Raw genomic sequence first — 16,546 nt, forward strand, 5'->3', positions numbered from 1 at the left:
GAACGGAGACCTTGTGTCGCAGTGGTGGGGTCGGGGTATGGGGTGACAAACCCCATGTGGACTCTGGTTCTATCTTGTGCCCCATCGCATGGGGCGCGTTCCCCACACCCCGCACCTGAAGCACACAAGCGGCTCTAAGGCCATCTGCTGTTTTCACGAGCAAGCGTGCAAATTTTTTCTGCTAACTTCCACATCTACATCGAGTAACATATTGTCATCTTTAGCAGCGTATGATTTTTATAGATGATTAATTAAAAATTCTATAAAAGTTACTTGGATATTTTGAAGTGGTTTAAATAATATTTATTGGGGAAATGAATGACGATTGAAATGGAAGAAGACGATGCAGATTTTCAATTTGAAATTGATCAAGTAGTACGTGATTTACAACAGCGAAATCGCAAACGCTTTGCATTGGCAGTAGTTCCAATAGCGCTGTCGGTCATATTATTTTTATTTCCTCAATTTTATCGCTCGCCTGATATAGCATCCGGCTTTATACCCACAATTCAAATTCTTGCGATCATATCGCTCGGCTTTTCTGGAGCCGCAGTGATTATGGTATATCTACAGACGGGATTTAAAAATCCTGATCAATTTGAATTAATGGAGGAGGCCAGATTAATACTTCATCGTAGATCAGCTTCAAATAATCTTGATGAAGACGTCAAATCTGAAGCAGATCGCGTCAAACTGCAGCTTGATAAGGCGATCAATCAGCTTAATTATGCAAATGAAGAGTTAAAATATAGCTCTAGTCTTGCAGCGCAACTGGGGGATCAGGATAAAGATGCTCTTATTGCAAATCTTAAGAATCAGTTGACGTCAGAAACTGCTAAGGATGTTCTGGCTGAAATCGAGGCTAATGTTTCTATATCGCAAGCCCGTATTGAAAAAGAGCGAGAGTTATTTTTTGAATTTGAAGAAATAAGAATGAGATTAACAAAGGAGATAGAGGCACTTGGTTTTAGAGGTAATGTTAATTTGACCTTGGGCGCCATTACTACTGTAATTGGATTGGTAATTCTTGGATGGGGTGTTTTTCAAGAGGTAACTTCTGCAGTTAAAGATCCGTGGGTCATGGCATCCCATTTTCTCCCCCGCCTTACATTGGTAATTCTTATAGAATTATTTGCATTCTTTTTCCTCTCGCTCTATAAGGCAAGTTTGGCGGAAATAAAATATTTTCAGAACGAGTTGACAAATGCTGAGTCTAAGCATATTGCCTTGCAAACATCTATTAAATATGGCGATCCATCTATGATAGCCATGATGGTTCAATCACTCGCCTCTACTGAACGCAATTACATTTTAACGAAGGATCAAAGCACCGCAGCGCTTGAGAAGGCTAAGATTGAACGGGCTACCCAAGGAGATTTCGTGAGGGCATTGCAAGATTTAATTAAGAACAGTAAGCCGTAACAGATGGGTAAAGTAGAGTTATCCACGAAATATTCCTTAGCATCCTTCGATTTTTCATCAATGGTTGGCGCGCACACTAGGCTGGTTCGTAGTGACAGCGACCTGGCTGCAGTTACCTCTGACCAGGCCGGCGCAAAACGGGCTGCAGCTAAGCGTGCTTCGTTCGCAGCCTTCGCTGCTTCACTTTGAATACAAACAGGGGCCCCTGGAACGGAGACCTTCTGTCGTTGTGGTGGGGTCGGGGTATGGGGTGACAAACCCCATGTGGACGCCTGTTCTATCTCGTGCCTGTCTTTAGTTGATGGGGATAAGAATGGGAGCATTTCTCCTTTGACGGTAAATGTATTCAAGCTGCTCGCACAAGGTCGCGTTTTTTGGTGCCCATGCCTTATTTACGTGAATGAGATCGTCAGGCGCTTCCGCGCATGGCCTGTCTCTCCAGTAAGGTCGTCCATCTTTCGGTACGCACTGGTATAGCAGCACCATGTTTCGTTCGCCTGCTTCGGTTGCTGCTTCATATGTGGTTTTTGGTTGAGCTGTTACCGACCCTGCTGCAAATGCGCAAAGCGCGATGATGGTGCGCATACATTCCCTTACGTTTGATGCGCGCATCCTAAAGCTGATGGCAATGTCAGTGGCCAATAAAAAGCCCACCTTTTCGGTGGGCTTTTTGTGCTTTGATATGTTGTTTATATGTTAATTCTGTATCTCGGAGTTAACAGTAATATACATCGTATCAATTAGCTAAGTACTGGTGAGGAACCATCTGGCTACAACCCGTGCCTCCTTGCTTGGACACGCGCAACCTCTGTCTCTCAGCGCTCCGGCCGCATGTCAGCGCCCGGCTTGTCATCCTTGACCAGCACCCAACGGTAGCCTGCCGGCGCCACCGGTGGCTGCGCCGCTTGCATCGACCTGCGGCGGTCGCCCAGGTTTGAGGCATTGATGCCGTTCTTGATCGCTGCCTTCAACAGCTCATAACCGACCCACGCCGAGATAAGCGTAGCGATCAGCGACCAGAAAAGCATCCAGGCGAGCTGTCGGTCTATCTCCATCTGCAATCTTGCCCATTCCATCGCCATTCCTCCTGCCGCGCAGTGTAGCTGCGCGCTGGTCTGCAACCCGCCAACGCATGCAAGCGCTGTAACAGGAACCTCAGCATCCGGCCCGGAATTGCTCGTCCCGCGCGCGTTGCCGTTCTTCACGGATCCATTCCATCTTGCGTGCGGTACCGCCGGCTCTGGCGGCGGAATCCAGATATTCCACCCTTTGCTTGAATTCCTCGCAACGCGCCTCGCTGGAACGGCCGCTGCCAGGCTCGGCCGAATGGTAGTGATGACGAGCCTGGCTGGCTTGCTGCGCATCGTCCGCCCGTTTTCGTTGGGCGATGGCCATTTGGGTCTTCCAATCCACATTGCTGGGCACTCTAACGCTCTCGACCAAGTCCCATTGCTCTTGCGAACATGGCCTGTCTATCCACCACAGCTCGGTTTTGTCAGGTCGTTTACAGAGGTAGATCAGCCGTGTCAGCGGTCCATCCGGGTTGCTGACTGCGGGTGTTACATCAATGGTTTTGGCATTTTTGCAGGGCTCGGAACTATAGCTATTGCCGCAGCGGTATACCTCTTGGGCACCGGCTGGGCCTGCAAGCAGCAGGCCCAGCGCCATCAGAAAGCGCATACATTTCCTTACGTATTCTCTACGCGCATCCTAACGGCTCACCCTGCTCCTTGGCATGAAAAAGGCCTGCAGAACGGCAGGCCTTCGCTAACTAACGCTGTCAGGCGCTCAATCCCAGGTAGGAGCCAGTCCCTCGGGATTGACCTCACGGCCATTGCGCTCCAGCTGGGCAATGCGGGCCATGTCATCGGCATCCAGCATCAGTTGCTGGGCCAGCAGGTTGCTGGCCAGGTTCTCGCGCTTGGTGGAAGACGGGATGACGGCGTAGCCCAGTTGCAGCGCCCATGCCAGGGCGACCTGGGCGACGGTGGCCTGGTGCTTGCTGGCGATCTCTGCCAGCACCGGGTCCTTCAGCACCTTGCCGTAGGCCAGGGTCATGTACGAGGTCACGGCAATGCCCTGCTCCTGGAGAAAGGCCGTCAGCTTGGGGCTTTGCAGGTAGGGGCTGAGTTCGATCTGGTTGGTGGCGATCTCCCCTGCTCCAACGGCTGCGATGGCCTGGCGGGTCAGATCGATGTTGAAGTTGGAAATACCGATCTGGCGCGTGAGGCCCTGGGCCTTGGCGTCCGCCAGCGCGGTCATGAACTCTTGCAGTTCGACGCCATTGCCGGGTGCGGGCCAGTGGATCAGGGTCAGGTCCACATAGTCGCTGCGCAGCTTTTTGAGGCTGTCCTTGAGGCTGGGAACCAGCTTGGCCTGGCTGTAGTTGTCGGTCCAGATCTTGGTGGTGACAAACAGCGCTTCGCGCTCCACGCCGCTCTCGGCGATGGCCTGGCCCACCTCGGCTTCATTGCCATAGATTTGCGCGGTGTCGACCGCGCGGTAGCCCAGCTCCAGTGCATTGCGCACCGAGTCGACCACGACCTGCCCTTGCAGACGGAAAGTACCAACACCAAAGCGAGGAATAGACATGAAAAACTCCTTGAGAAAAATACGGACAGAAATGTGCGGCGGCCCTGCAGTGGTTCGCAGCCCAACCAGGTTCTCATCGCATTGGTGGACAGTTTGCGCTTTTCATCCTTGCAGATAAAGCCCTGTATCAACAATATTCTTTTGATGAAATATCAACTATACCCACCGCCCTGCTCTTTCGTTTCTTGGGCAATTCCGGGCCAGGCAGAACCCACTTTAAAAAAGCAAAAGCTCCCCGTGCAGCTTGTGGTCTGCACAGGGAGCCTGGGGCCAGCGCCGGGGATTAGAGGTTACCCGCTGCTGCTGGGTGGCGGGCCTGCCCACGGCGCATGCGGCCCTGGATCAGCACCAGACCGAGCCCGCCTGCAGCCAGCGCCGCGCCTGCCCAGGCCACTGCGCCATAGCCCAGACCCTGGCTGATGACGGCGCCCCCTAAGGCGGCGCCCACTGCATTGCCCAGATTGAAAGCGCCCACATTGACGGACGAGGCCAGGCCGGGCGCCTCTGCGGCGGCCTGCATCACCCGCATCTGCACCGGGGGCACCATGCCAAAGGCGGCAGCACCCCACACGACCAGACCCATGCCGGCGCCCAGATGCGTACCAAGCGCCCAAGGCAGCACCACCATGATGAGGGCCAGGGCCAGCAGGATGATGCGTGTAGCGCCATCGAGCGACCAATCGGCCAGGCGGCCACCGAGGCTGTTGCCGATGGTGAAGCCCACGCCGATCAGCACCAGCGCAAAGGCGATGAAGCCGGGGCTGGCATGGGTGATCTCGGTCAGTACCGGCGCCACATAGGTGTAGAGCGTGAACATGGAGCCGGCACCGAGCACCGTCGTACCCATGGCCAGCAGCACCTCGGGGCGGGTCAGCACCTTGAGTTCACGGCGCACGTCCGGGCGTGTGCCGGCCTCGCCCTTGGGCAGTACCATCCACAGCGCAGCAATGGTGATCAGGCCCAGCGCGGCCGTGCCGGCAAAGGCCAGCCGCCAGCCGACTTGCTGGCCGATCCAGGTGGCAGCAGGCACGCCGCCGATATTGGCCACCGTCAGCCCCATGAACATCGCAGCAATGGCACTGGCCTGCTTGTCCTTGGGGACCACACTGGCCGCGACGACGGCGCCAATGCCAAAGAAGGCCCCATGGTTGAGGCTGGTCACCAACCGCGACAGCAGCAAGGTCGTGTAGCCAGGGGCCAATGCAGAGAGCAGATTGCCGGCGGTGAAAATCAGCATCAAGGTGACCAGCGCGGCACGCCGCCCAAAGCGGCTGAACAGCAAGGTCATCACAGGTGCCCCCAGCATTACACCGACGGCATAGGCCGATACCAGCATGCCGGCAGTGGGAATGCTGACGTCGACCCCCTGGGCGATCACAGGCAACAGCCCCATCGGGGCAAACTCGGTGGTGCCAATGGCGAAAGCGCCAATGGCCAATGCGAACAATACAGCGGAAGACTTCATAGCTGCTAGTGTGCCCTGCTAATATTTGCAGATTAAGTACCATCGCCACCAAAATCTTTTGACGCCAGGGCAACAATGAAGACCACGCTCGACGAATTGCAGGCCTTTGTGGCCGTGGTCGATACCGGCTCGATCACCGCCGCCTCCGAGCTGCTGGACCAGACCGTCTCCGCCACCAGCCGCACCCTGGGCCGGCTGGAGGAAAAGCTGCAAACCACGCTGCTGCGCCGCACCACCCGCCGGCTGGAGTTGACCGAGGAAGGCAGCGCCTTCTTGCAGCGGGCGCGCGCGATCCTGGTGTCGGTGGACGAGGCCGAAGAGCTGATGGCCGCACGGCGCGTGCGGCCTGCCGGGCGGCTGCGGGTGGATGCCGCCACACCCTTCATGCTGCACGTGCTGGTGCCGCTGGTGGACAGCTTTCGCGCCCGCTACCCCGAGGTGGAGCTGGAGCTGCACTCGCACGAAGGCATTGTGGACCTGATCGAAAAGCGCAGCGATGTTGCCTTTCGCATTGGCGCGCTCAAGGATTCAAGCATGCATGCGCGTCCTGTGGGGATCAGCCGCATCCGGGTATTGGCCAGCCCCGCCTACCTTGCACGCCACGGCACGCCGACCGATATTCAGCAGTTGGCGCAGCATGTGTTGCTGGGCTTCACCCAGCCCGATTCGCTCAATGAATGGCCACTGCGTGACACCGGCGGCGAACTGCTGCGCATACAGCCGGCGGTTGCCTCTTCGAGCGGCGAAACGCTGCGCCATATGGCCTTGGCCGGTCTGGGCATGGTCTGCCTGTCGGATTTCATGACGCGGGCGGACCGCGACAGCGGTCAGCTGGTGCCCTTGTTCGAAGACCACCTGCTTGATGTACGCCAGTCCATCCATGCGGTCTACTACCGCAACACGGCGCTGGCCTCGCGTATCACCTGCTTTGTCGACCACGTGGTCACCACATTGGGCGCCAAGCCCTTTGACTGAACAGGCCCAAGCACCTGCCAGCCACCGGCGCCACGCGGGGCGTTCGCTGTCCAGCCAGAGGCGTCTGCAGATCTTCCGTCAGGTGGCATCCAACCCGGAGGCGCCTTCGCCCAAGACCAAGCGCGTCAAGTCGCTGATCTGCTGGACCGCATCGTGCGCGCGCATGCTGTTCAAGGTGTCGCTGCGCACGCCCCCCCTGCCCTGCGCACCCAGCAGCATCACGGTGATCTGCATTTGCGGGCAGCGTTGGCGCAGGCTCTCGCACATCTGGGCCAGCCTGCCCAGTGGGTTCGGATGGAAGCTGCAGATGCAGAGGTGGCGCACACCGTCATACAGCGACAGATCACCCTGACGGAGCACGGTGTCGATGGACACCGCGCGGGTGCTGCTGTCTACCCCGTGCAGCCGCAGCGCATGGGCTGCCATCGTGGCGGCATGCCGGTCAATGTCCCATTGCATGCCGACACAGACAACCGAGGCCGGGGGCGGTTGACCCTCGACCGCCTCGGGCAATGCGTCTGGCGGGTAATGGCGCTGCAGGCCACTGAGTAGCATGGCCACCGCCTCCGACAGGCGCTGGCGTTGCGGTGGGCTGGCAGCGCTGCGGTACTGCTGGGCCGCAATCTGGAGGGCTGGCACGGCCACCTCGTCGTAGAAATGGGTGACGGCCAATGCCTGGTCCTGCTGGCTGGGCTTGGGTGGCAGCGCTTCATCGATGTTTTCGGATGCAACGTCAATGGCCTGGTCGACATCGCCGCGCCACAGGCGCTGCAGCAATTTTTCCGGAGGATCAAACACCGCCTGACTGCCCAGCAAGATCTCGAGAAAACCCATCCCCGGGATGTAGCGGCCCAGCACCAGCAGACACACCGTCAACGGGGTCGACAGGATCAGCCCCACCGGCCCCCAAAGCGCCGTCCAGAAGGTCGCCGCCAGAATGATGGACAAGGTCGACAAACCGGTGCTTGCGCCATAAAGCCAGGGCTCGATCACGTTGTTGCTGATCAACTCCAGAACCAGAATCAGGGCCAGGGTCCACAGCAGCAGGCTCCAGCCGGGGTCCACTGCAAAAGCCAGCGTGAGCGGAAAAACGGCCGATGCCATCGGCCCGATATAGGGCACGAAGCGCAGCACCGCCGCCAGAATGCCCCAGAGAATGGCGCCGGGCACCCCGATCCACCACAGCCCGAGCGCCATCGGAACCCCGTAGCTGAGGTTGACGAACAGCTGCATACGCAGGTACTGGCCGATGCGCGTCGCAGCGTCATCGAGCGCGTCGGAAGCCATATGTGTATTCGGCCCCATCAGCCGCAGCAGCCGGTCCTGCAGGCCACTGCGGTCCAGCAGTATCAGCACGACAAACAGGAACACAATGCCGGTGGTGGCCAGCGGCTCGGCCACCTTGCTCAGCAGCTCCAGCGCCTTTTGGATGGGCTTGACCTCCGGCTCCTGCACCTCCACCTTCTGCACGCGGCGGCGGGCATCGCCCTGCCCGATCTCGGTTTCCACCGTATTGAGCACCTTGACCGCGCCGTCCCAGACCCCCGGGCCATTGAAATACGGTTTGACGTGGCGCAGCTTCTGGCGAATGGTGTTCTGGTAGGTCGGCAGCTCGGCGCTGAGGCTGGTCACCTGGTTGCCCACATAGAGCGCGCCTGCACCCAAAGCGCCCAGAGCCAGCACCATCACCAGCGCCACCGATACCACCCGGGCAGGCCCCAGCGCTTGAGCCGGCTGACCGCAGGATCGAGCAAAAAGCCCAGCAAGGCGGCCAAGGCCACCGGCAGCAGCACATCCCGGCCTACATACAGGCCCAGAATCACCACCGCCGCAATGACCATGCCCACCATCAACCGCAGGCCCGGCACGATCGCCAACAGCGGGGCCAGGGTCTCTTGTGTGGATGCGCCCTTGCGCCGGCGCCCCGCGCCACGCCTGCCACTTGGCTCCGTCTCGGCCAGCGCACGACGCGAGGGCCGCTGAGGTCCGGGAACGGGCTGGGCTACAGGCTCATCGTCGGGCGCGGCGTGGTCGGGGGGCATAGCGTGGGGTGAAGACTAAGAAAGGGTGGGAAGCGCAAGCAGCTATTACATCCAATTTCCATGGTGGCAGGTGTCATCTTTGACCGATTTTTGAAGGGCCGAAGCTGCGCAACAAAAAACCGCAAGGCCGGATGGCACTTGCGGTCTGCGCAACCGATCAGGCGGGCAGCGCTATTTCTTCAGGCCCTGGAGCTTGGCAAAGGCCGACGCCATCGCGTTTTGCTGGGCAGGCTGGTTGGTGCGGGCGGGCTGCGTGTAGCCCCCCCGGCCGCCAGCGCCCTGGTGGCCTCGGCCCGCCGATTCAAAGCGGTTGTCGCGCGGGCCATCACGGCGCGCAGGCGCGGCGTCCAGCTTCATCGTCAGGCTGATGCGCTTGCGCTCCACATCCACTTCCAGCACCTTGACCTTGACGATCTGGCCGGTCTTGACCGCTTCGCGGGCATCTTCGATGAACTTGTAGCTCATCTGGCTGACGTGGACCAGGCCGTCCTGGTGTACACCCAGGTCCACAAAGGCGCCAAACTGGGCGACGTTGCTGACGGTGCCTTCCAGAGTCATGCCCTCGCGCAGGTCCTTGATGTCTTCCACGCCTTCGTTGAAGCGGGCCACGACAAAGTCGGGGCGCGGATCGCGGCCGGGCTTTTCCAGCTCACCCAGAATGTCCGAGATCGTCAGGGCGCCAAACTTCTCGCTGACAAAGCGCTCGGCTTTGAGGCCCTTGAGCACATCGCCACGGCCCATCAGCTGGTCCACCGGCTTGCCGGTGGTAGCAATGATCTGCTCGACGACCGGGTAGGTTTCCGGGTGCACGCCGGTCATGTCCAGCGGGTTGTCGCCACCACGGATGCGCAAGAAACCGGCGGCCTGCTCAAAGGTCTTGGCACCTAGGCCGGCCACATCCATCAGCTGTTTGCGGTTCCTGAACGAGCCATTGGCATCCCGCCAGCGCACGACCGACTTGGCCACCGTGCCCGAGAGGCCGGAGACGCGGCTGAGCAGCGGCGCCGAGGCTGTGTTGAGGTCCACACCCACCGAGTTCACGCAGTCTTCGACCACCGCGTCGAGCTGGCGGGCCAGCTCGCTCTGGTTCACATCGTGCTGGTACTGGCCCACGCCAATGCTCTTGGGGTCGATCTTGACCAGCTCGGCGAGCGGGTCTTGCAGGCGGCGGGCAATCGACGCTGCGCCGCGCAGGCTGACATCGACATCGGGCATCTCGAGCGCCGCGAATTCGCTGGCGGAATAAACCGATGCGCCCGCCTCGCTCACCACCACCTTGTCGATCTTCTTGCCCGCCTTCTCAGCAATGCGGATCAGGTCGGCGGCCAGCTTGTCGGTCTCACGGCTGGCGGTGCCGTTGCCGATCGCAATCAGGTTGATCTGGTGCTTTTCCACCAGGCGGGCCAGCACGGCCAGTGAGCCATCCCAGTCGCGGCGCGGCTCATGCGGGTAGACCGTGGTGGTATCCACCAGCTTGCCGGTGTGGTCCACCACGGCGACCTTGACGCCGGTACGAATGCCCGGGTCCAGACCCAGCACGGCACGCTGACCGGCAGGCGCAGCCAGCAACAGGTCGCGCAGATTGTCGCCAAACACCTTGATCGCCACCTTTTCGGCATCTTCGCGCAGGCGCGAGAACAGGTCACGCTCGGTCGACAGGCTCAGCTTGACCCGCCAGGTCCAGGCCACGCATTTGCGGATCAGGTCATCGCTGGCCCGCTTGGCATGGCTCCAGCCCAGGTGCAGCGCGATCTTGCCCTCGGCCAAGCTGGGCTGGCCAGGCTCGGGCGCCGCGCCAGGCTGCAGCTCGGGCTGCACCAGCTTGGCTTCCAGCACCTCCAGGGCCCGGCCCCGGAACACCGCCAGCGCGCGGTGTGATGGCACGCGGCCAATCGGCTCGTCATAGTCAAAGTAATCGCGGAACTTGGCGACCTCGGGGTCGTTCTCGTTCTTGGACTCCACTTTCTTGGAGCGCAGCAGGCCTTCGGCCCAGAGCCATTCGCGCAGTTTTTGCACCAGCACCGGGTCTTCGGCCCAGCGCTCGGACAGGATGTCGCGCACACCATCGAGCACCGCCATCGGGGTCGAGAAATCCGGACCGGGTTTGCCATCGTCAAGCACCGTGGCCGGCTTGCAAAAGGCCTGGGCCTCCTGCAGCGGGTCCAGGCTCGGGTCCGCAAACAGCCTGTCGGCCAGCGGCTCAATGCCAAACTCCTTGGCGATCTGGCCCTTGGTGCGGCGCTTTTGCTTGAAAGGCAGGTAAATGTCTTCCAGTTCCTGCTTGGTGGGCGCGCGGGCAATGGCCAGGCGCAGCGCATCGGTCAGCTTGCCCTGCTCGTCGATGGCCTTGAGCACCGTGTCGCGGCGCTCCTGCAGCTCCCGCAGATAGGTCAGGCGCTCGGCCAAATCCCGCAGCTGGGTGTCATCGAGACCACCGGTGGCTTCCTTGCGGTAGCGGGCAATGAAAGGCACCGTCGCCCCGCTGTCCAGCAGTTCCACCGCCGACGTAACCTGCGACTCGGCCACCTTCAGCTCAGCCGCAATCTGCGCAATGATCTTTTGCATGCTCTACGCTCGCTCCAATGCTTCTCTGGCAAAACAGCGAGTGTGCCATAGCTGCCGGCAGCCACTGGGGATTTGAACAGGTGCCGGATTTGAAAAATGTAATTTTTATAGCAGTCCGGAACGCGCCTGCTACGTGGCAGGTGAGCTCGGGTCCTACTTGGTCAATCGTCAAACAATGCGAATCGGGCGGCGCAGTCGATGGCATACTGGGCCGCGATGTCCCCAGAGCCCGATTCGAATTTGGATTTGTTTGGCGCCGAGCCCGCGCCGGCGGCCGCTGCGCCCGCCCCCGCTGCGCCGCCTGCCGGCGCGCAAGACACCGAAGCGTCCCCTCCGCCACCCGCTCCTGCCGCCAAAGCGCGCAGCCGTGCGCAGGCGGTAGGCGCCGCGTACCCCTTGCTGGGGGAGGACCTGGCCCCCGCCATGCCGGCGCTGCTGCGCATGGGCGGCTCATCCTGGTCCTACCCCGGTTGGCAGGGCCTGGTCTGGGACAAGGCCTACAGCGAGCGCATTCTTGCGCAACGCGGCCTGAACGCTTATGCCGAGCACCCGCTGCTGCGTACCGTCAGCATTGACCGCAGCTTTTACCGGCCACTGGCAGCATCCGAATACGCCGTCTACGCCGCCCAGGTGCCGGCGGATTTCCGTTTTATCGTCAAGGGGCCGGCGCTGGTCTGCGATGCGCAGGTGCGCGGTGAAGAAGGCCGCGGCAAAGAGCCCAACCCCGCGTTCTTGAATGTGGAACTGGCGCTCAGCAGCTATGTGCGCCCAGCCTGTGAAGGCCTGCTGGACAAGCTCGGCGTGCTGCTGTTCCAGCTCAGCCCGCTGCCGCTGGGCCGGTTGCTGAACCTGCAGCGCACCCTGGCGGAACTTGAGCAACTGGCGCTGGCCGTGCAGGCAGAGCTGGCGGGCCTGCCCGCAGAGCGCCGGCCCATTGTGGCCTTTGAGGTGCGTGATGCCGATTGGCTGCGCCCCGAGATCGCCCCGCAGCTGGCCCAGATTCTGCGCCAGGCCGGTGCCACCTACTGTCTGGGCCTGCACGCCAAGATGCCACGCATGCCCGAGCAACTGCCGCTGCTGCGCGCGCTGTGGCCCGGCCCGCTGGTCTGCCGCTGGAATGTGAACCCTGTCTTTGGCCCTTATGGCTACGCCGATGCCGAAAAGCAACTGGCCCCGTTTGACCGTATCCAGCAGCCCGACCCCGCCACCTTGGCGCTGCTGGCCAGCACCTTGGCCGGCGTCTGCGGCAAGGGGCAGCCCGCCTATGTCACTGTCAGCAACGAGGCCGAGGGCTGCGGCCCGCTCAGCATTGTGCGACTGGCCGAGGCGATTGCCGCACTGAAAAAATCTGACAACCCAAGCCCGGTCTGATTGCAATCGCTTGCGATGTTTTGCGCAAATTTGCCGCTGTGGCCCAGGCATCTGCCCAGCAGTGCATGGGCGCAGGCCTATGATGTTTGGCCTGGGCGCGCAGCGCGGCGCCATTCGGGCCCGCCGCCGCACCCACTACCCTTTGAGCGATTGAATCCATGCGATACCGCACTTTGTGCCAATTTGCCTGCCTGGCGGCCTTGAGCGCCGGCCTGGCCTCTTCCTTCAGCGCCCAGGCGGCGGAGACCCGTGCCAACCGCTTCACCGTGAGCGACAGCATCACCAGCGTGCAGCTGTGCGGCAACCGCAACCAGGGCAGCAACAAGGCCGTACAGCCCTACCGCGTGGTACAGGGCGAGCAAAACGGCCAAAGCTATCTGTTCGTGCAGTGGATGAACCAACCCGAAGACACGCCCCACTGGCGCGGAGTGGCTGCCCATACCCAGGGATTTGCCGAGATCAACGACGACAACGCAGACCTGGGCTTGCAGGACCTGCGCTGCCGCGCCCATGGCAAAGGCATTGTGATCACGGCCCAGGTGACCGGTGGCAAGCCTGCGGTCAAGCGCCGTACGATGCAGCTGGAGGTCGGACCCGCGCTGGAGAAATACAGCATCAGCTTCAGCCCGGCGCTGAAGTAACGCTAGCCGCGGCTGGATGCCGCCGGCCCGGTGTTGACGACACGCTGAGGCTTACTTGCCCGCAGCCGCAGCGCCCAGGGCCTGGTCGCTGTCGAGTTCTGCCCGCCTGGCGTACTTGGCGGCCAGCACGCCGCACACCATCAGCTGCATCTGGTGGAACAGCATCAGCGGCAGCACCATCATGCCCACCGTGCTGCTGGCAAACAGCACCTTGGCCATGGGCACGCCACTGACCAGGCTCTTCTTGCTGCCGCAGAACACGGCGGTGATCTCATCTTCCTTGCTGAAGCCTAGGCGGCGCGAGAGGAAGGTGGTCAGGAACAGCGCCAAGGCCAGGATGATGGCGCTGATCACCAGCAGGCCGACCAAGGTGGTCAGCGATACCTGGCGCCAGATGCCCTGCACCACGGCGGCACTGAACGCCGTGTACACCACCAGCAGGATGGAGCCCTGGTCCACCACCTTGGTGAGCTTGCCGTGCTTCTTGATGAACGGGCCCACCCAGCGCTGCAGCAAATGGCCCAGCGCGAAGGGCAGCATCAGTTGCAGCAGGATCTTGACCACCGCATCGACGAAAGAACCGCTCGTGCCATGGGCGGTCACGAACACACTGACCAGCAGCGGGGTGATAAAGACGCCCAGCAGCGTCGATGCCGATGCACTGCATATGGCAGCCGGGATATTGCCACGCGCCATCGACACGAACGCGATCGACGACTGCACCGTGGACGGCAACACGCACAGGAACATCACCCCCACATACAGCTCGGGCGAGACCAGGGGCGTGAGCAACGGTTTGAGCGCCCAGCCCAGAAACGGAAACACGACAAAGGTGCTGCCGACAATGAACAGGTGCAGCCGCCAGTGCATGATGCCCGCCAGAATCGCCTGGCGTGAGAGCTTGGCGCCGTGCAGAAAGAACAGCAGCGCCACGGCCGCTGTCGTCAAGGTCTCAAAGCTGCTCGCCACCTGGCCGGTAGCGGGCAAAAAACTGGCCAGCAGCACCGTGGCCACCAGCATCAGCGTGAAGTTGTCGGGACGGAATTTCATGTGCGCCATTGGACGCCGTTTGCAGGCGAAAGTAAAATTAATTTATAAGATTGATTGATGATTTAAAGTCATATATCTCCGTTTCGTTTCCCACCATGCACGTCAGCCTCCGCCAGCTCCAGGTATTCCTCTGCGTCGCCCAGTGCCGCAGCTTCAGCCAGACCGGCCAGACGCTGGGCCTGACCCAATCGGCCGTCAGCCGCGCGATGGTGGAGCTCGAAGGCCAGCTCCATGTGCGGCTGCTGGACCGCACCACGCGCGAGGTGCTGCTGACCGATGCCGGCCAGCTGCTGGCCCAGAAGGCCGCGCCCCTGCTGCAGGAGCTGGCCGATACCCTGGCCGAGGTCGCCGATGTGGGCCATGCCGCACGTGGCCAGGTGCGCATTGCCAGCAGCCCCACGCTGTCTGCGGCGCTGATGCCCGCCTGCATCGCCGCCTGCAACCGCGAGCTGCCGCAGATCCAGCTGCAGCTGGTGGACCGCCTGCAGCAAGAGGTGCTGGCCCAGGTGCGCAGCGGCGATGTGCATTTCGGGGTGGTGGTGGAGCCGCCGGAGCTGGGCGATCTCGACTGCATCAGCCTGCAGCTGGACCCCTTTGTTGCCGTGTTGCCGCCCGCGCACCCGCTGATGCCGAAGGCGCATAAGGCCACCAGCCTGCGCTGGGACCAGCTGCGCGGCGAGCCCTTGGTGCTGCTCGATCACGCATCGGGCAGCCGCCGGCTGATGGACGCTGCCTTGCTGGCCAGCGGTTGCGGGCCTGAGCATTGCCCTGTCGTGCAGGAGGTAGGCCATGTCACCACTGCCTTCCGCATGGTCGAGGCCGGCATTGGCATCAGCATCATGCCGGGCCTGGCGATCCCGGCCCATGGCTTCAGCAGCCTCCAGGTGTGCGATCTGCTGCCCCAGGTGCAACGCGCAATCATGCTGGTGCGGCGCCGCCAGCGCAGCCTGCCCGCTGCGGCGCAAGCGGTCTGGGATCTGGTGGCCCGGCGCCTCACAACAGCCCCCACACCGTAAACACGCCGCCGCGATTGCTGGCAATCAGACTACAAGAGAAGCGCTGCGTGCGTGCTAAAAACGGTGGCTGTGACCAACCCTTAATCCAAGGCACCAGGAGAGTTCCCATGATCCAACGCATTCCATCCATCGCCAAGTTCGCTGCTGCGGCCACCGTGGCCGCGCTGCTGAGCGCCTGCGCCCACACCGACCGCGCCACACCGATTGCCGAAGCGACCATCAACCCGACCGAAGGCAACAACATCAGCGGCTATTTCCGCGTCTACGAAGTCAACCGCGACACGGTGCGCGTGATGGCGCAGGTCAAGGGTCTGCAGCCCGGCAGCGAACACGGCTTCCATGTGCATGAGAACGGCAACTGCTCGTCGCCCGATGCGATGAGCGCCGGCGGCCACTACAACCCGAACGGCCACCAGCATGGCAAGGCCGGCCCCGAATCCCATGTCGGTGATCTGCCCAGCCTGATGGCCGATGCCGCAGGCACCGCGTTCCTGGTCTGGGAAACCAAGGACCTGTCGATCGGCACCGGCAAGCCCAGCGACATCAAGGGCCGCGCTGTGGTGGTCCACAAGGACAAGGACGACTACACCACCCAGCCCACCGGCAATTCCGGTGCGCGTCTTGGCTGCGGTGTGATCCAGTAAGCTGTCCTGCACCAAGAGCCTGTTCAAACCTAGCCTGTGGCGCCCGGTGGCCCACAGGCTTTTTTGTCACTGCACTGCGCCAAAGCGATGCACAATCGGGCCATGAGCGAACTCTCCCACTCCATTGCCGATTTGCGCAAAAGCTATGAACGCGCCGAGCTGAACGAATCGGCGTCCTGCGCTGCGCCGATTGACCAGTTCGACCGCTGGATGAACGAAGCCGTTGCGTCGCAGCTGCCAGAACCCAATGCGATGACGGTCGCTACCGTCGGCCCCGATGCCCGGCCCAGCACCCGCATCGTGCTGATCAAGGGCTACGACGCACGCGGCATCGTCTGGTACACCAATTACGACAGCCGCAAGGGCCGTGAGATTGCAGGCAATCCCTTTGCCGCGCTGATGTTCCACTGGGTGGAGCTGGAGCGTGTGGTGCGCATCGAGGGCCGTGTGGAAAAAGTCTCGGACGAGGAAAGCGACGCCTACTTCAACAGCCGCCCGCTCGACTCGCGCATTGGCGCCTGGGCCAGTCCGCAAAGCCAGGTCATCGACAGCCGCGCCGTGCTGGTGACCAATGCCGCCAAATATGGCGCGCAGTTCCTGCTCAAGCCGCCGCGCCCACCGCACTGGGGTGGCTTTCGCCTGGTGCCCGATACCTGGGAGTTCTGGCAAGGCCGCAAGAGCCGGCTGCATGACCGCCTGCGCTACCGCCAAACGGGGCCAGACGGCACCGGATGGATCCGCGAACGCCTAGCGCCTTGAACCC

Annotated in this window: 16 protein-coding genes; 7 read left to right on the forward strand and 9 right to left on the reverse strand. The window is 61.5% G+C overall.

All coding sequences use genetic code 11. The features are described from left to right. Positions 1 to 330: 330 nt before the first annotated feature. The gene (locus ACCQ08_RS03815; RefSeq protein ID WP_373448941.1) at positions 331 to 1,422 is read left to right on the forward strand and encodes a hypothetical protein; all 1,092 of its coding nucleotides are present in this window, start codon (positions 331 to 333) and stop codon (positions 1,420 to 1,422) included. 294 nt (positions 1,423 to 1,716) lie between these two features. Here ACCQ08_RS03815 and ACCQ08_RS03820 read toward each other — a convergent pair whose 3' ends face one another. From ACCQ08_RS03820 to ACCQ08_RS03840, 5 genes are all read right to left on the reverse strand, one after another. Beyond that, positions 1,717 to 2,007, reverse strand: coding sequence for a hypothetical protein (locus ACCQ08_RS03820; RefSeq protein WP_239812023.1), 291 nt, complete (start codon positions 2,005 to 2,007; stop codon positions 1,717 to 1,719). 230 nt (positions 2,008 to 2,237) lie between these two features. After that, entirely contained in the window at positions 2,238 to 2,504 is a 267-nt protein-coding gene (locus ACCQ08_RS03825; protein ID WP_373448942.1) for a hypothetical protein, read from the reverse strand. A gap of 73 nt (positions 2,505 to 2,577) precedes the next feature. Next, on the reverse strand, positions 2,578 to 3,102 hold the full coding sequence (locus ACCQ08_RS03830; protein ID WP_373448943.1) for a hypothetical protein: 525 nt from the start codon (positions 3,100 to 3,102) through the stop codon (positions 2,578 to 2,580). Between the two features lie 108 nt (positions 3,103 to 3,210). Further along, complete coding sequence (dkgB, locus tag ACCQ08_RS03835) at positions 3,211 to 4,014, reverse strand: 2,5-didehydrogluconate reductase DkgB (protein ID WP_373448944.1); 804 nt, start codon at positions 4,012 to 4,014, stop codon at positions 3,211 to 3,213. Between the two features lie 283 nt (positions 4,015 to 4,297). Next, positions 4,298 to 5,479 carry an MFS transporter gene (locus tag ACCQ08_RS03840; RefSeq protein WP_373448945.1) on the reverse strand — a complete coding sequence of 394 codons (1,182 nt, stop codon included), beginning with the start codon at positions 5,477 to 5,479 and terminating at the stop codon, positions 4,298 to 4,300. A 75-nt stretch (positions 5,480 to 5,554) separates the two neighbouring features. Here ACCQ08_RS03840 and ACCQ08_RS03845 point away from each other — a divergent pair, with 75 nt between their 5' ends. Next, positions 5,555 to 6,454: a LysR family transcriptional regulator gene (locus ACCQ08_RS03845; protein WP_313332016.1), complete on the forward strand. Its 900-nt coding sequence runs from the start codon at positions 5,555 to 5,557 to the stop codon at positions 6,452 to 6,454. 78 nt (positions 6,455 to 6,532) lie between these two features. Here ACCQ08_RS03845 and ACCQ08_RS03850 read toward each other — a convergent pair whose 3' ends face one another. The 3 genes from ACCQ08_RS03850 to ACCQ08_RS03860 form a co-directional block, all read right to left on the reverse strand. Next, positions 6,533 to 8,161 carry an AI-2E family transporter gene (locus ACCQ08_RS03850; RefSeq protein WP_373448946.1) on the reverse strand — a complete coding sequence of 543 codons (1,629 nt, stop codon included), beginning with the start codon at positions 8,159 to 8,161 and terminating at the stop codon, positions 6,533 to 6,535. Beyond that, complete coding sequence (locus tag ACCQ08_RS03855) at positions 8,140 to 8,496, reverse strand: hypothetical protein (RefSeq protein WP_373448947.1); 357 nt, start codon at positions 8,494 to 8,496, stop codon at positions 8,140 to 8,142. The genes ACCQ08_RS03850 and ACCQ08_RS03855 overlap by 22 nt, the downstream gene beginning before the upstream one ends. Positions 8,497 to 8,667: 171 nt before the next feature. After that, positions 8,668 to 11,061, reverse strand: coding sequence for a Tex family protein (locus ACCQ08_RS03860; RefSeq protein ID WP_373448948.1), 2,394 nt, complete (start codon positions 11,059 to 11,061; stop codon positions 8,668 to 8,670). 198 nt (positions 11,062 to 11,259) lie between these two features. On the opposite strand from ACCQ08_RS03860, the gene ACCQ08_RS03865 reads away from it, so the two are divergent. Beyond that, positions 11,260 to 12,432, forward strand: a complete 1,173-nt coding sequence (locus ACCQ08_RS03865; protein WP_373448949.1) for a DUF72 domain-containing protein — start codon at positions 11,260 to 11,262, stop codon at positions 12,430 to 12,432. Positions 12,433 to 12,590: 158 nt separating this feature from the next. Next, a complete protein-coding gene (locus ACCQ08_RS03870) occupies positions 12,591 to 13,073 on the forward strand; it encodes a hypothetical protein (protein WP_239812043.1) in 483 nt (160 codons plus the stop codon). 51 nt (positions 13,074 to 13,124) lie between these two features. Here ACCQ08_RS03870 and ACCQ08_RS03875 read toward each other — a convergent pair whose 3' ends face one another. Beyond that, the gene (locus ACCQ08_RS03875; RefSeq protein ID WP_373448950.1) at positions 13,125 to 14,132 is read right to left on the reverse strand and encodes a bile acid:sodium symporter family protein; all 1,008 of its coding nucleotides are present in this window, start codon (positions 14,130 to 14,132) and stop codon (positions 13,125 to 13,127) included. A gap of 86 nt (positions 14,133 to 14,218) precedes the next feature. Between ACCQ08_RS03875 and ACCQ08_RS03880 the strand changes: the two genes are divergently transcribed. From ACCQ08_RS03880 to pdxH, 3 genes are all read left to right on the forward strand, one after another. Further along, complete coding sequence (locus tag ACCQ08_RS03880) at positions 14,219 to 15,139, forward strand: LysR family transcriptional regulator (protein ID WP_373448951.1); 921 nt, start codon at positions 14,219 to 14,221, stop codon at positions 15,137 to 15,139. 107 nt (positions 15,140 to 15,246) lie between these two features. Beyond that, entirely contained in the window at positions 15,247 to 15,783 is a 537-nt protein-coding gene (locus ACCQ08_RS03885) for a superoxide dismutase family protein (RefSeq protein WP_239812046.1), read from the forward strand. Between the two features lie 87 nt (positions 15,784 to 15,870). After that, positions 15,871 to 16,542, forward strand: a complete 672-nt coding sequence (gene pdxH, locus ACCQ08_RS03890) for a pyridoxamine 5'-phosphate oxidase (protein WP_239812047.1) — start codon at positions 15,871 to 15,873, stop codon at positions 16,540 to 16,542. Positions 16,543 to 16,546: the final 4 nt, after the last annotated feature.

It is taken from the genome of Comamonas sp. SY3 (assembly GCF_041730275.1).
In the GTDB taxonomy this organism is placed as follows: domain Bacteria; phylum Pseudomonadota; class Gammaproteobacteria; order Burkholderiales; family Burkholderiaceae_C; genus Comamonas; species Comamonas sediminis.